General features: G+C 72.1%; 16 protein-coding genes. 7 read left to right on the top strand and 9 right to left on the bottom strand.

Features of this window, described 5'->3' with window-relative positions:
* Positions 1-184 precede the first annotated feature (184 nt).
* Positions 185-1,651 carry a D-alanyl-D-alanine carboxypeptidase family protein gene (locus tag B4M60_RS02345; protein ID WP_291079919.1) on the top strand — a complete coding sequence of 489 codons (1,467 nt, stop codon included), beginning with the start codon at positions 185-187 and terminating at the stop codon, positions 1,649-1,651.
* 42 nt (positions 1,652-1,693) lie between these two features.
* Here B4M60_RS02345 and B4M60_RS02340 read toward each other — a convergent pair whose 3' ends face one another.
* Entirely contained in the window at positions 1,694-2,293 is a 600-nt protein-coding gene (locus B4M60_RS02340) for a TetR/AcrR family transcriptional regulator (protein ID WP_291079917.1), read from the bottom strand.
* Between the two features lie 252 nt (positions 2,294-2,545).
* On the opposite strand from B4M60_RS02340, the gene B4M60_RS02335 reads away from it, so the two are divergent.
* The 4 genes from B4M60_RS02335 (at position 2,546) to B4M60_RS02320 (ending at position 6,187) form a co-directional block, all read left to right on the top strand.
* Entirely contained in the window at positions 2,546-3,631 is a 1,086-nt protein-coding gene (locus B4M60_RS02335; protein ID WP_291079915.1) for a flavin reductase family protein, read from the top strand.
* 48 nt (positions 3,632-3,679) lie between these two features.
* Positions 3,680-4,861 carry a fatty acid desaturase family protein gene (locus tag B4M60_RS02330; protein ID WP_291079913.1) on the top strand — a complete coding sequence of 394 codons (1,182 nt, stop codon included), beginning with the start codon at positions 3,680-3,682 and terminating at the stop codon, positions 4,859-4,861.
* Between the two features lie 14 nt (positions 4,862-4,875).
* On the top strand, positions 4,876-5,148 hold the full coding sequence (locus B4M60_RS02325; protein WP_414646713.1) for a hypothetical protein: 273 nt from the start codon (positions 4,876-4,878) through the stop codon (positions 5,146-5,148).
* An 88-nt stretch (positions 5,149-5,236) separates the two neighbouring features.
* Positions 5,237-6,187 carry a ribonuclease HI family protein gene (locus tag B4M60_RS02320; protein ID WP_291079911.1) on the top strand — a complete coding sequence of 317 codons (951 nt, stop codon included), beginning with the start codon at positions 5,237-5,239 and terminating at the stop codon, positions 6,185-6,187.
* 13 nt (positions 6,188-6,200) lie between these two features.
* Here B4M60_RS02320 and trpS read toward each other — a convergent pair whose 3' ends face one another.
* From trpS to B4M60_RS02295, 5 genes are read right to left on the bottom strand one after another with little or no spacing between them, the layout of a single operon-like run.
* The gene (trpS, locus tag B4M60_RS02315) at positions 6,201-7,247 is read right to left on the bottom strand and encodes a tryptophan--tRNA ligase (RefSeq protein ID WP_291079909.1); all 1,047 of its coding nucleotides are present in this window, start codon (positions 7,245-7,247) and stop codon (positions 6,201-6,203) included.
* Positions 7,248-7,291: 44 nt separating this feature from the next.
* A complete protein-coding gene (locus B4M60_RS02310; RefSeq protein ID WP_291079907.1) occupies positions 7,292-7,765 on the bottom strand; it encodes a PPOX class F420-dependent oxidoreductase in 474 nt (157 codons plus the stop codon).
* Between the two features lie 52 nt (positions 7,766-7,817).
* Entirely contained in the window at positions 7,818-8,264 is a 447-nt protein-coding gene (locus tag B4M60_RS02305) for a barstar family protein (RefSeq protein WP_291079905.1), read from the bottom strand.
* Between the two features lie 23 nt (positions 8,265-8,287).
* On the bottom strand, positions 8,288-8,770 hold the full coding sequence (locus B4M60_RS02300; RefSeq protein ID WP_291079903.1) for a ribonuclease domain-containing protein: 483 nt from the start codon (positions 8,768-8,770) through the stop codon (positions 8,288-8,290).
* A gap of 24 nt (positions 8,771-8,794) precedes the next feature.
* Positions 8,795-9,640: an exodeoxyribonuclease III gene (locus tag B4M60_RS02295; protein ID WP_291079901.1), complete on the bottom strand. Its 846-nt coding sequence runs from the start codon at positions 9,638-9,640 to the stop codon at positions 8,795-8,797.
* A gap of 78 nt (positions 9,641-9,718) precedes the next feature.
* On the opposite strand from B4M60_RS02295, the gene B4M60_RS02290 reads away from it, so the two are divergent.
* Together B4M60_RS02290 and B4M60_RS02285 are read left to right on the top strand one after the other, a co-directional pair.
* Positions 9,719-9,934 carry an antitoxin MazE-like protein gene (locus B4M60_RS02290; protein ID WP_414646712.1) on the top strand — a complete coding sequence of 72 codons (216 nt, stop codon included), beginning with the start codon at positions 9,719-9,721 and terminating at the stop codon, positions 9,932-9,934.
* A 3-nt stretch (positions 9,935-9,937) separates the two neighbouring features.
* Positions 9,938-10,264 (top strand): type II toxin-antitoxin system PemK/MazF family toxin, encoded by a 327-nt coding sequence (locus B4M60_RS02285; RefSeq protein WP_291079897.1) that lies wholly within the window; start codon positions 9,938-9,940, stop codon positions 10,262-10,264.
* Here B4M60_RS02285 and B4M60_RS02280 read toward each other — a convergent pair.
* From B4M60_RS02280 to B4M60_RS02270, 3 genes are all read right to left on the bottom strand, one after another.
* Positions 10,261-11,463, bottom strand: coding sequence for an MFS transporter (locus tag B4M60_RS02280; RefSeq protein WP_291079895.1), 1,203 nt, complete (start codon positions 11,461-11,463; stop codon positions 10,261-10,263). The two genes, B4M60_RS02285 and B4M60_RS02280, sit on opposite strands and share 4 nt — an antisense overlap.
* Positions 11,464-11,495: 32 nt before the next feature.
* Positions 11,496-12,368 (bottom strand): bile acid:sodium symporter family protein, encoded by an 873-nt coding sequence (locus tag B4M60_RS02275; protein WP_291079893.1) that lies wholly within the window; start codon positions 12,366-12,368, stop codon positions 11,496-11,498.
* 115 nt (positions 12,369-12,483) lie between these two features.
* Positions 12,484-13,656 (bottom strand): NADP-dependent isocitrate dehydrogenase (locus tag B4M60_RS02270; RefSeq protein ID WP_291079891.1); only part of this gene is annotated, 1,173 nt, incomplete at its 5' end.

Here is a 13,656-nt window from a genome sequence, read left to right as displayed (position 1 = left end):
TGCCTGCTCGACCTGCGCTGCCTGAAGGTACGCGTTTGCCCGAGGTGCGCTGGTGCCGTGGACCATAGGTGCAGCGTAAGCCGGAGGTGCAGCGTAAGACGGAGGTGCAGCGTAAGACGGAGGGGCAGCGCACGTCGGCGGGTCCCGCTCGGGGCGCGGCCGGGCGGTCGTAGACTCCGGACCCGTGACCAGCACACGCCGACGGCTCGGAACGCCGACCGCCCACCGCGCCGCCGGCCTGGCCGTGGCCGCGCTCGTCGGGCTGGCGGCACCGGGTCTCACCGGACCCGTCGCGGCCGCCGAGCCCGCGACCGTCCTCCCGTCGAGCGGGCCGCCGCCGGCCGCGGTGCTGCCGTCGACCACCTCGTCGTCGTACTTCGACACCCCCCGCGACCTCTCCGGATGCCCGTACCGCACCGCCCCACCGGCGCCCGTCGACGAGTCCGAGGTCCCGCTCCCCGGGCGGACCTCACCCGCCCCTCCGCCCGTTCCGGAGTCCCTCGCGGGCGGCGACGGGCTGGACGGGTGCGAGGTCGTGGCCCCCGACGGCTTCGACGTCCCACCCGCCGTCACCGCGAGCGCGTGGATGATCTCCGACCTGGACACCGGCGAGATCGTGGCGGCCCGCGATCCGCACGGGCGCTACCGCCCGGCCAGCCTGATCAAGACGCTGCTCGCCTCGGTCGCGCTGGACACCCTCGACGCGGACCGGATCATCGAGGTCACCGACGCGGACCTCGAGGGTGCCGAGGGCAGCCTGGTGGGCATCGGCCCGGGGGGCAAATACTCGGTCGACAGGCTGCTCCGGGGGCTGCTCATGTCCTCGGGGAACGACGCGGCCGTGGTGTTGGCGCACCGGATGGGCGGGATCGACGCGACGCTCGAGGCGATGAACGCCCACGCCGCCGCGCTCGGGGCCCAGGGCACGTACGCGGCCTCGGTGAACGGGCTCGACGCGCCGGGCATGATGTCCTCGGCATACGACATGTCCCTGATCTTCCGCGATGCGATGAGCCGACCGGAGTTCGCCCGGATCGTGGGCACGGAGCAGTCCGGGTTCCCCGGTTATCCCGCGGGCGAGGGCGCGGGGGCCCCGGATCCCGCGGCGGCGTCCGCGTACACGGGCCCGACCGTCCGGCCGGACGGCGTGGTGGTCAACCCCGGATTCGTGGTGTCCAACGACAATCAGCTGCTCTACAACTATCCGGGCGCGATCGGCGGCAAAACCGGTTTCACGGACGACGCCCGGCACACGTTCATCGGGGCGGCCGAGCGCGACGGGCGTCGGCTCGCGGTGGTGTTACTCGACGGCACGCGCGTGCCCGAGGCGCCGTGGCAGCAGGCGGCGGCGCTCCTCGACGCGGGATTCGCCACGGACGACTCGGTGGGGCGGTTGGGGACCGGCGGGCCGGCCTCCCCCGAGGACGCGACCGAGAACCTCGCCTCCGGCCCGCTGGGCTCGGTCGGTCAGGGCTCGGTCGGTCAGGGCTCTGTCGGTCAGGGCTCTGTCGGTCAGGGCTCGGCCGGGCAGGGCTCCGCGACCGTCGCGGGCGCCTCGGCGCTCGAGCGCGTCGGCCCGTGGACGGCGGTCGGGGTGGCCGGGCTGGTCGTGCTGGCCGGTGCCGCGCTGGCGGTCCGCTCGCGGCGCTGACCGCCCGTCCCCCCGCGGCGGGCCGGGGCGGGACGGGACGGCTCAGGAGACGGTGCCGGCGCCCGCGAGGATCACCCGCAGGCGTCCGGAGCAGTCGTCGGCGGCCGCGCGGGCGTCGTGGCCCACAGACACCTCCACGAGAAGCCTGAGGAGGACCACGACGACGAGGTCGGCCGCGATGTCGACGGCCACGCCGTCCGCACCGGAGAGCGTCTCGAGCCGGCCCAGGGTGATCCCCAGCCGGCGGCGGGCGGAATCGACGGCGGCCGCGAGGACCCGGTGGTCGGGGTGGGCGGTGTCGACCAGCCCGCGGGCGAGCACCGACCAGGTCTGGGGGTCGCGGGTCGCGGCCGCGGTCGCCCGGGCGGGCCAGTCGGTGACGGGGTCCGGGCTCGTCGAGGAGGCGAGGTCGTCGACGAAGATCCCGAGGGCCTCGGCGGCCCCGGCGGCGAGCTCGGAGGCCAGGGCGTCCACGGAATCGAAGTGCCGGTAGAACGCGGTGGGCACGATGCCGGCCTCGCGCGCGAGCTCGCGGACCACGAGCCCGGCGAACCCACGGGTGGCCACCGCCTCCCGGCCGGCGGCCACGATGAGTGCACGCGTGTGCTGCTTCTGCTCCGCTCGCGATCTGGGCGCCGACACGCCGGTAATGCTATCGCTCTTCGCGCATCCTCGCACGTCGACGCCCCCGCCGCCGCCCAGTGGCCCGGGCGACACTGCAGACCCCTTTCCATTTGAGAGAACGTATGTACACTCAAACCGTCCGGTGGTCGACCCGGATGGACGCGCCCCCGTAGCGCGGCCGCTCCTTCCCGGACGCGGTTCGCGCATCACGGCAGGAGGTCGCGTCCGACGGCGCCCGACCACACCGACCATCACCTTCCGGAGGTCCCCATGACCGCCCCGACCATCAACCGTCTCTTCTCGCGCAGGATCACGCGCACCCTGCTCACCCCGCACCCGGTCGAGCACTACATCCGTTCGCTGGGCGTGACCTGGTCCGATGACTCGACCGGCGCCACCGTCGTCTCGGTCGACCGGCCGGTGCCGGACGTCACCGTCCTCACGCTCCGCCTGCCCGCCGGGGTCGACCGGCCCGCGCCCGGCGCCGCGCTCCAGATCGGCGTGGTGGTGAACGGCGTCATCCATCGCCGCCACTACTCGCCCGTCGACCCGGCGTCCCGCGAGGACCGGCTGGCGACCATCGCCGTCCGACGCCACCCGGGCGGCGTCGTCTCCGAGCACCTGTGGGCGGAGGCCGCCCCCGGGATGCGCCTGCTCCTGGGCGACCCGGTCGGCGAGATCGCGTTGCCCGAGGAGCGGCCGGCCGACGTCCTCCTGGTGAGCGGAGGGAGCGGGATCACCCCGATGCTCTCCATCGCCTCGACCCTCGCGGCCGAGCGGCACCCGGGCCGCGTGGCCTGGCTCCACTACGCCCGTCGAGCCGGGGACGTCCCGTTTGCCGACCGGATCGAGGAACTCTCGCGCGCCGGGGTCGACGTGCAGGTGGTCGAGACCGCCGGGGAGGCGTCCCCGGCGGGCCTGTCCGGGCACCTCACCCCCGGGCATCTCGAGTCCGTGGCACCCTGGCACGCCGACGCGACCGTGTTCCTCTGCGGACCCGAGGGCCTCGCCGAGGGGCTGCGGGAGGCGCTCGGCGCCGACCGCTATTCCGACGTCCTCCGCGAGCGGTTCTCCGCCACCACCGGCCCCGTCCCCGAGGGCGACGGCGGCACCGTGACCCACCTCCTCAGCGGCGTCTCCGCCCCCAACGCCGGCACCACCCTCCTCGAGGGCGCCGAGGCCGCGGGCCTGCGCCCCAAGCACGGATGCCGCATGGGCATCTGCCACACCTGCACCGCCGTCCGCGTCTCCGGGGCCACCCGGGACCTGCGGACCGGCGTGGTCGACACCGAACCGGGGTGCCACGTCCAGATCTGCGTCTCCGCACCCGTCGGCGACGTCGAGATCGAGCTCTAGACCGCCCTGACCCCAGCACCATTCGGACCACCCGGAAGGACCTTCCCCATGACTCTCCTGCAGCTCCCCGCCATCCGTTCCAAGAAACCGACGGAGGTCGCCGACCCCTCGGCCCCCGAGCCCGTCGTCCTGTCCGCCGAGTCGGTCGAGATCATCGGCCGCGAGCTCGACGCGATCCGCGACCGCGTGGCGGCCGACCTCGGCACCGCCGACCGCGACTACATCCTGCGCGTGGTCCGCCTCCAGCGCCGGCTCGAGCTGACCGGCCGCGGGTTGATGTTCCTCGGCTTCCTGCCGCCGGCCTGGCTCGCCGGGGTGGCCGCGCTGAGCGCGTCGAAGATCCTCGACAACATGGAGATCGGCCACAACGTCATGCACGGCCAGTACGACTGGATGCAGGACGACATGCTCCACTCCTCCAGCTTCGAGTGGGACAACGTCTGCCCGTCGGACCAGTGGCGCCACTCGCACAACTACATGCACCACACGCACACCAACATCCTCGACCTGGACCGCGACATCGGGTACGGCCTGCTGCGCATGGAGTACGAGCAGCCGTGGAACCCGCTGCGGCTGGGCAACCCCGTGTACGCGTTCGCCCTGATGATGCTCTTCGAGTGGGGCGTGATGGCGCACGACCTGGAGTACGACAACGTGCTCAAGGGCAAGCGCAAGTGGTCGGACGTCAAGAGCCTCATCGGCGGCTGGGTGCGCAAGATCCGCGGGCAGGTGGCCAAGGACTACATCGTCCACCCGGCGTTGACCGGCCCGCTGTTCCCGCTCACCTTTGCCGGCAACCTCACGGCCAACGTCGTCCGCAACGTGTGGACGTTCTCGGTGATCTTCTGCGGCCACTTCCCCTCCGGGGCGCAGGTGTTCACCCAGGAGGAGACGGCCGAGGAGACCCGCGGCGAGTGGTACGTGCGTCAGATGCTCGGCTCGGCCAACATCTCGGGCAGCCCGCTCATGCACCTGGCCACCGGCAACCTGTCGCACCAGATCGAGCACCACCTCTTCCCCGACCTGCCCGCGCACCGCTACCCGGAGATCGCCGAGGAGGTGCGGGCACTCTGCCAGGAATACGGCCTGCCCTACACGACCGGCCCGATGTGGAAGCAGGTCGCCAACGTGTGGTCCAAGATGTTCCGCCTGGCGCTCCCGCTTCCTCCCACCGCGGCGGACACCCCGGCCGTGATCATCGAGCGCAGGAAGATCACACCGGCCGCCTGAGCCGGGGTACCTTCGTGGACACCACCGACGAGGGGAGCAGCCCCATGGGCGACTTCGAACGCAACAAGGACCAGGTCCAGGCGGGCATCCAGGCGGGCGCCTCGCTCGTCGGCCGCATCGCCGTGATCATCACCGACGCGATCGGTTCGGTCGTCAAGGAGGTCGGCGACTTCGTCACCGACGCCATCGAGATGCGGGAGGCCGCCCGGGCCGCGCGCCTCGACGAGGCCACGCGGTCCCCGGAGATCGAGCTCGACGACATCGGGCCCGACGAACTGTACGGATAGTCGACCGGCTCCGGCCGCCCACCGATCCCCCGCCACGGCGCGGGTCCGGTGGGCGGCCGCGCTCGTGTCGATGGCAGGATCGCATGTCGTGACGATCATCGCCGCCGCGGACGGCTCCGCTCTCGGAAACCCCGGCCCGGCCGGGTGGGCCTGGTACATCGACGACGACCGGTGGCGCAGCGGCGGCTGGTCCCGCGGCACCAACAACCAGGGCGAGCTCACCGCCGTCCTGGACCTCCTGCGTCAGACCGCGCACTCCCCGGAGCCGCTCCACATCCTGTGCGATTCGCAGTACGTCATCAACTCCATCACCAAGTGGATGGCCGGGTGGAAGCGCAAGGGCTGGAAGAAGGCCGACGGCAAGACCGTGCTCAACGTCGAGGTGATGAAGGCCCTCGACGAGGCCATGCGCGGGCGGCAGGTCACGTTCGAGTGGGTCAAGGGCCACGCGGGTCACGAGCTCAACGAGAAGGCAGACGCGCTGGCCAACGCGGCGGCGCGGGCCCACGCCTCCAAGCAGGCTCCCGAGGCGGGCCCCGGTTTCCCCGACTCCAGGGGCGTCGGCGCCGGTGACGATCCCGCCGCTCCCCCGGCCGCCGACGGAGGTCGTCGACCCGCGGCGGCCGCGGCGGCCGAACCGGATCTGTTCTCGATGGACGGCCCCGCCGATCCGGGCCCGGCCCGCCCGTCCGGCTCCGCCGTGGACCAGGTGGTGGGGCTCGAGCGGTCGCTGCTCACCGACGCGGTCCGCGGCGACCGCGCGGCACTCTCCGCCCTCCTGGACCCGTCGTGGAGTCACGTGTGCGCCCGCGGCGAGGTCCGGACGCGGCAGGAGCGTCTGGACTCCGCCGACTCACCCGACGTGGTTCACGCTGAGCGGACGATGGACATCATCGAGGCGCGCGAGGTGGGCGCCGACGCCGTCCTGCTGGTGTGGCGGGAGCGCGCCGACGGCGGCTCGATCCTGCGCAGCTCGGTGTGGGTCCGCTCCGGCGGATCGTGGCGCCAGACCTTCCAACAGGGCACCCGCGAGCCCTGAGGCGCGCGGCGCCTCAGCCGCGGCGGGGGGCGGTGAACCCGACCGCCGCGTAGACCTGCGAGAGCACCGGACCGGCCACGGCCCGGGCGCGCTCCGCGCCGTCGGCGAGGATCCGCTCGAGCTCGGCCCGGTCGGACATGTACTCGTCGAACCGGCCCCGCAGCGGGGTGACGAAGGCCTCGAGGGCATCGGCCGTGTCGGTCTTCAGGGCGCCGTATCCCGCCCCGGCCGCCTGGTAGTCGGCCACGATGTCCGCCACCGGGCGTCCGGTGAACGAGGACTGGATGGTCAGCAGATTGGACACGCCGGGCTTCATCTCGCGGTCGAAGCGGATCTCGCCGTCGTTGTCCGTCACCGCGCCGCGGATCCGCTTGGCGGAGACCTTCGGGTCGTCGAGCAGGTTGACGATGCCCTTGGGGTTGTCCCCCGACTTGCTCATCTTGGCCGTCGGCTCCTGCAGGTCGTAGATCTTGGCCGAGCCCTCGAGGATCTTGCCCTCGGGCACCACGAAGGTCTTCGTGTAGCGGGAGTTGAACCGCATCGCCAGGTCGCGGGTGAGCTCGAGGTGCTGGCGCTGGTCCTCCCCCACCGGGACCAGGTGCGGGCGGTAGAGCAGGATGTCGGCGGCCATGAGCACCGGGTAGGTGAACAACCCCACGGTGGTGCCCTCGGTGCCCTGCTTGGCGGCCTTGTCCTTGAACTGCGTCATCCGGGCGGCCTCGCCGTACCCGGTGATGCACCCCAGCACCCAGGCCAGCTCGGCGTGCTCGGGCACGTGGGACTGCACGAACAGCACCGAGCGGGCGGGGTCCACGCCCAGCGCGAGCAGCTGCGCGCAGCCGCGGAAGACCCGCTCGCGCAGCTCCTTGGGGTCCTGCCTGACCGTGATCGCGTGCAGGTCGGGGATGAAGTAGTAGGCGTCGTAGCCGTCCTGCAGGTCCACCCACTGCCGCACCGCGCCCAGGTAGTTGCCGAGGTGGTAGGAGTCGGCGGTGGGCTGGATGCCGGACAGGACCCGCTGGCGTGTGGCGGGCGCTGCGGTGGAGGGCTGCTCAGACATGGCGACCATTCTCCCACGGGGCCGGGGCGCCGCCGTTCACCACCTCATCCGCGGTCGGGCCGGCCCTGCTCCGGCGGGAAGCCGCCGGTGGCGACCGGGCCCCAGCGGTCGATCGTCACCCGGATGAGGCACTTGCCCTGCCGGACCATCGCCGCGCGGTACTCGTCCCAGTCACTGTGCTCGCCCGCCACCGAGCGGAAGTACTCGACCAGCGGCTCGACCGCCTCGGGCAGGTCCACGATCTCCGCCGCGCCGTCCAGGTGCACGTACGGGCCGGTGAACTCGTCGGAGAGCACGCACACGCTCACGGCCGGGTCGCGGCGGATGTTGGCCACCTTCGCCCGCTGCGGATAGGTCGCCACCACCAGGCGGCCCGCCTCGTCGATCCCGCAGGTCACGGGCGAGCTCTGGAGCCCACCGGACCCCCGCCGGGTGATCAGCACGGCGCGGTGGCGGGGGCGGAGGAACTCCTCGAGCCCGGCGCGGTCGGGACGGTCGGCGGTGGCGAACGTGGTCATGGGCCCGAGGGTACGGCCCGGAATCGATCCGGCTCGGCACACGGGCGCCGGCTCAGCGCCACCAGCGGTCCCCGGGGTCGGTGCCGGGAGGAACGGAGTAGACGACGACGAGGGGACCCGTCCCCCGCCCGGCGCGGACCTCGTTCGCGTCGGCGACGGCCTCACCGAACCACTCCCGACGACCCGGTTCGGCCTCCAGCATGGCGGCGGCGTCGGTCACCACGAGGATCACGGTCCCGCCGGGCGACTCGGGGAGGTCGAGGTCACGGAGACACTCGTCAAGCGCGTCGAGGTTGCGGCCGAAGTAGTCGGGGAACTGCAGCGCCGCCGACGTCTCGTCGTACAGCGCGTCCAGGTCCGCCATCCTGGTGCCGCTCAGCCGTCGGACTCCGGCCACCGGCGCGAGGTCGGCGGGCACCTCGGGCAGCGGACCGGTGACCTCGAAGGCGGAGGACGCCGCGGTGCGGGCCTCGGAGGCGAGCGCGTGGAAGTCGAGCATCGGGAATCCTTCCCTGGCCGGGTTCACCGGATCCGGACGAACGAGGAGTAGTGGTCGGCGGTGTACCAGGCCGACCCGTCGCTGCCGGTGACGATCCGCTCGGCGTCCCGGCCGCCGCCCCGCGGCTTGGGGTTGACGTCCCACTCGCGGTAGGCCACGGGAGATCCGTCCGCGGCCGCCCGCGGGAGCAGGCGCTCGCGGTTGCCGAAGCGGTCGCCTCCCCGGGTGCCGGGGGCGTCGGCGGCGTCGGGCCAGTCCCCGGCGTCGATCAGGGCGAGCGTGTCCAGGACGTGCGCCGGAATGGCCGCCGACCAGGCCGTGTCCGGCGGATCGGACGACTCGTCCCGAGCGGGGCCGGACGAGGTCGCCGAGCTCGTCGTCGTCCCCCCGTCCCCCACGCTCCCGGGTCCGGCGTCCCCGGTCCCGCCGCCGGTGTACGAGACCACAGCGAAGGTCAGGATCACCCCCGCGACCAGGGCCAGGACCGCCTTCACGGCGCCGCTCATCGACGTCTCCTCACGACGGCCGCCTCACTCGTAGACGACCGTGACCGGCGCGTGGTCGGACCACCGCAGGTCGTAGGCGCCCGCGCGGTCCACCCGGTCGTGGACCGCGCGATGGACCAGGCCGTCGGACACCACGTGGTAGTCGATCCGCCAGCCGGCGTCGTTGTCGAAGGCCTTGCCGCGCTGGGACCACCACGAGTACGGGCCGACCTCGTCGGGGCGGCGGTGGCGGACGACGTCGTGCCAGCCGCTGTCCCCCGAGAGCACGTCGGTCATCCAGTCGCGCTCGTGGGGCAGGAAGCCGGAGGTCTTGTGGTTGCCCTTGTGGTTCTTCAGGTCGGCCTCGCGGTGAGCGATGTTCCAGTCGCCGCAGATGATCATCTCGTGGCCGGCCCGGGCGCCGACGACCGCCGCGGCCTCGGCCAGGTGCTCCCGGAAGCTCGCCAGGAAGCGGTCCTTCTCGTCCTGCTTGGGCGTGTCCGCGGTGCCCGAGGGCAGGTAGAGGCTGGCGACGGTGACGGTCTCCCCCTCGATCGCGCCCGGGTAGACGGCCTCGATGTAGCGGCCGGACTCGTCGAACTCCGGGTCGCCGTGGCCGATGCGGACCTCCGCCGGCTCGTGCCGGGACAGGATCGCCACGCCGGCCCGCCCCTTGAGCGACGAGGCCGAACCGATGAGATGCCACCCGGAGTCGAGCGCGGGGGCCAGCGCCGCGCGGGCCTGGTCCTCGTCGGCGCGGACCTCCTGGAGGGCGACCACGTCCGCCCCGCTGCTCTCCAGCCAGGGCAGGAACCCCAGGTTGGTCTCCGAGCGCTGCTTGACGGCGGCGCGGATCCCGTTGACGTTGACGGTGCTGACGGTGAGGCTCACGGCCGTCATCGTAGCCACCGCGACCTCCGGAGACGGCCTCGGAGCAGCACCCCCGCGCCGATGACCGTTACATGTAACATGACCACCGTGAGTACCACGGACCGGGTTCGTCGACACCGCGAGCGCCTCCGCGCGCAGGGACTACGGCCGATTCAGATCTGGGTCCCCGACGTGACGTGGCCGGGCTTCAGCGCCGAGGCCCACAAGCAGTCGGCAGCGGTCGCGGCGAGTGCACAGGAGTCCTCGGATCAGAGCTTCATCGAGTCGCTGGCCTCGGACTGGGACGACGACTGACAGGTGCGGCGAGGAGAGATCTGGGTCGCGTCGGGACCCGGTTACGCGGGCAAACCCCGCCCGGTGGTCATCGTGCAGGATGACCGATTCGACGCCACGGCCTCGGTGGTGGTGTGTCCGTTGACGACTGATCCGACCGAGGCGCCGCTCTTCCGGCCCGTGGTCGAGCCGTCCCCGCACAACGGTCTCGTCCAGACGTCGAGGCTCATGGTGGACAAGCTCACCGCCGCCCCTCGAGATCGGGTGCGGGAACGGATCGGCACGCTGGAGCCGGAGCATCTCCGGGCGTTGGAACGAAGCATGATCGTCTTCCTCGGCATGGCGGACTAGGGATGACGGTGCCGGCGTGGCCCTGACACCGCCGCCACCAGGATCCCCAGGCCGACCGCCGCCAGGCCCGCGCCCGCGAGCGCCGGGGAGGTGTACCCGAACCCCAGGGCGATCACCGCGCCGCCGAGCCACGCCCCCAGCGCGTTGGCCGCGTTGAGCGCCGAGTGGTTGAGCGAGGCGGCGAGCGTCTGACCGCGGCCGGCGTGGCGCATGAGCCGGGCCTGCAGCCCGGGCACCATCGCCGACCCGGTGCTCCCCACCAGGAACAGGCCCACCACGGCGGTGACGGGGTGGTGCGCGGCCACCGAGAACAGGGCGAGGATCACGGTCATGGCCGCGGCGATCGCGAGCAGCCCCCGGTCGAGGTCACGGTCGGCAACCACCCCGCCCGCCAGGTTCCCCGCCACCATGCCGAGCCCGTAGACGGCCAGCACCGCGGGCATCCACGCGCGGTCGATCCCGGCCACGTCGACCATCGTCCACTGGATGTAGGTGTAGACCGCGAACATGCCGCCGAACCCCACCGCCCCCACGGCGAGCGTGGCCAGGACCTGGGGCCGCGCCAGCGCGGCGAGCTCCTCGCGGGCGCGCACGACCACCGTCCCGGTGGGTTCGGGGACGACGACGAGGATGGCCGCCACGGTCAGTGCGCCGATCACCCCGACTGCGAGGAAGGCGGCCTGCCACCCCATCGCCTCCCCGAGCCAGGTCGCGGCGGGGACACCGATCACGTTCGCGACCGACAGGCCGAGCAGCACCATGGAGACCGCCCGCGCCTGTCTACCCGGCCCGGCCAGGGAGGCCGCGACCAGCGAGGCGACCCCGAAGTAGGCGCCGTGCGGGATGCCCGCGACGAACCGGGCCGCGACGAGTGTCCCCGCGGTGGGGGCGAAGGCGGCGACGACGTTGCCCACGGTGAACAGGGCCATGAGCACCAGCAGCAGGGTGCGCCGCCGCCACCGGGACGTCCACACCGTGAGCAGTGGCGCCCCCACCACCACGCCGAGCGCGTAGGCGGTGATCACCTGTCCTGCCCGGGGCTCGGTGAGCCCGAAGTCATCGGCGATCGAACGTAGCAGGCCCATCGCCGCGAACTCGGTGACGCCGATGCCGAACCCGCCGAGCGCCAGGGCGAGGATCGCCACCTGCACGCGGCGCGGGGAGAGCGCGGCGGCGGCGGCGGCCGGGTTCGTGGTCACCGGGGCAGGCTACGCCCGCCGGCCCGGTCGGCTCAGGTTGCCGTGCGCATGAGACGACGGCCACCGTAGACCAACCCGAAGGTGGTGACGTACATGACGATGCTGTACACGGCCGCCGCGAGCCCGACCTCCTCGATCCCGATGACGGTGAACGCGATGAGCATGGTCAGGGTGGTGTTCTTGATGCCCATCTCCACGGCGATCGCGATCTGCTCGGCCCGGCCGAGCCTGCACACCCAGGCCGCGAGCCCGCCGACGGCGATCAGGGCGAGGTTGAGCACGATCACCGCCGGGCCCACGGAGACGATGAGGTCGACGATCCGGTCCCGCTCCCCGAGCACGATGCCCACGATCAGCAGGACCAGCACGACGAGTCCGACGAGGCCCACGAAGCGCTCGATGCGGTCGGCCAGCGCGGGCCTCCTCGCCCTGAGGATCATGCCCAGGACGACCGGGATGAGGATCACCCCGAGCAGCAGCCCGAAGGTCTGGGCCAGCGGGACCGAGACCTCGAACTCCGCGGCGCCGGGGATGACGCGGGCGCCGACGTCGAACCACAGCGGCAGGGTGAGGATGACCGCGACCGAGGCGATGGCGGTGAGGATGATCGACAGCGCGACGTTGCCCCGGGCCAGGTAGGTGATGAGGTTCGAGGTCGCGCCGCCGGGCGAGGCTGCCACCAGCACCACCCCGAGGGCCAGCAGCGGCGTCAGGTCGAAGAGCAGGGCCACGCCGATGCCGACCAACGGCACCAGGACGAGCTGCCCGACCAGGCCGACGATCGTCGCCCAGGGCGACCGGGCCTGGACCTCGAAATCCGACCTGGTGAGGCTGAGTCCGATCCCGACCATGATGATCGCCAGCGCGACGGGCAGGCCGATCTCGATCAGTGGGCTCTGGTCCACGGGGGCTCCTCGGGTGCTCGGTCGGTCGTTCGGCCGGTCCGCGAGTGTTGTGGACCACTGTCCACGCACGGTAGCCCACCTCGCACCGGCGCGGACGGTTCGTGGTGGCGTCGGGTCAGGCGCGCGCCTTCTGCAGGTTCTGGTCCAGCGCCGCGAGGAACTCCTCGGTGGTGAGGTAGGCCTGCTCGTCGCCGACGAGGCCGGCGAGGTCCTTGGTCATCTGCCCGTCCTCGACGGTCTTGATCACCACGTCCTCGAGCTGGTGCGCGAACTCGATGACCTCCGGGGTGCCGTCGAGCTTGCCGCGGTGCTCGAGGCCGCGGGTCCACGCGAAGATCGAGGCGATCGGGTTGGTGGAGGTGGGCTTGCCGGCCTGGTGCTGGCGGAAGTGGCGGGTCACGGTGCCGTGGGCGGCCTCGGCCTCGCAGGTCTTCCCGTCCGGGGTGAGCAGGACGGAGGTCATGAGGCCGAGCGAGCCGAAGCCCTGGGCCACGGTGTCGGACTGCACGTCCCCGTCGTAGTTCTTGCAGGCCCAGACATACCCACCCTCCCACTTGAGCGCGGAGGCCACCATGTCGTCGATGAGGCGGTGCTCGTAGCTGATCCCCGCCGTCTCGAACCGCTCCTTGAACTCGCTGTCGTAGACGTCCTGGAAGATGTCCTTGAACGCTCCGTCGTAGGCCTTGAGGATCGTGTTCTTGGTGGACAGGTACACCGGGTAGTCGCGGTCCAGCCCGTAGTTGAACGAGGCGCGCGCGAAGTCCTCGATGGACTTGGTGAAGTTGTACATGCCCATCACCACGCCGCCGTCCTCCGGCAACTCCACCACCTCGTGCTCGATCGGCTCGGACCCGTCGGCCGGCGTGTAGGTGATGGTGACCCTGCCCGCCCCGGGGACCTTGAAGTCCGTGGCCCGGTACTGGTCGCCGAAGGCGTGGCGGCCGACGATGATCGGCTTGGTCCAGCCCGGCACGAGACGCGGGACGGTGGAGATGATGATCGGCGCCCGGAAGATCGTCCCGCCGAGGATGTTGCGGATGGTGCCGTTGGGCGAGCGGTACATCCGCTTGAGCCCGAACTCCTCCATGCGGGCCTCGTCCGGGGTGATGGTGGCGCACTTGACGCCCACGCCGTGCTTCTTGATGGCCTCCGCCGCGTCGACGGTGACCTGGTCGTCGGTCGCGTCCCGGTTCTCGATGCCCAGGTCGTAGTACTCGAGGTCCACGTCGAGGTACGGGTTGATGAGCTCGTCCTTGATGAACTTCCAGATGATGCGGGTCATCTCGTC

The organism is Dietzia sp. UBA5065 (assembly GCA_002415925.1).
Classification (GTDB): Bacteria; Actinomycetota; Actinomycetes; order Mycobacteriales; family Mycobacteriaceae; genus Dietzia.
The sequence above is the reverse complement of the archived record's forward strand: the minus strand, read 5'-3'. Positions and strand labels throughout refer to the sequence as shown.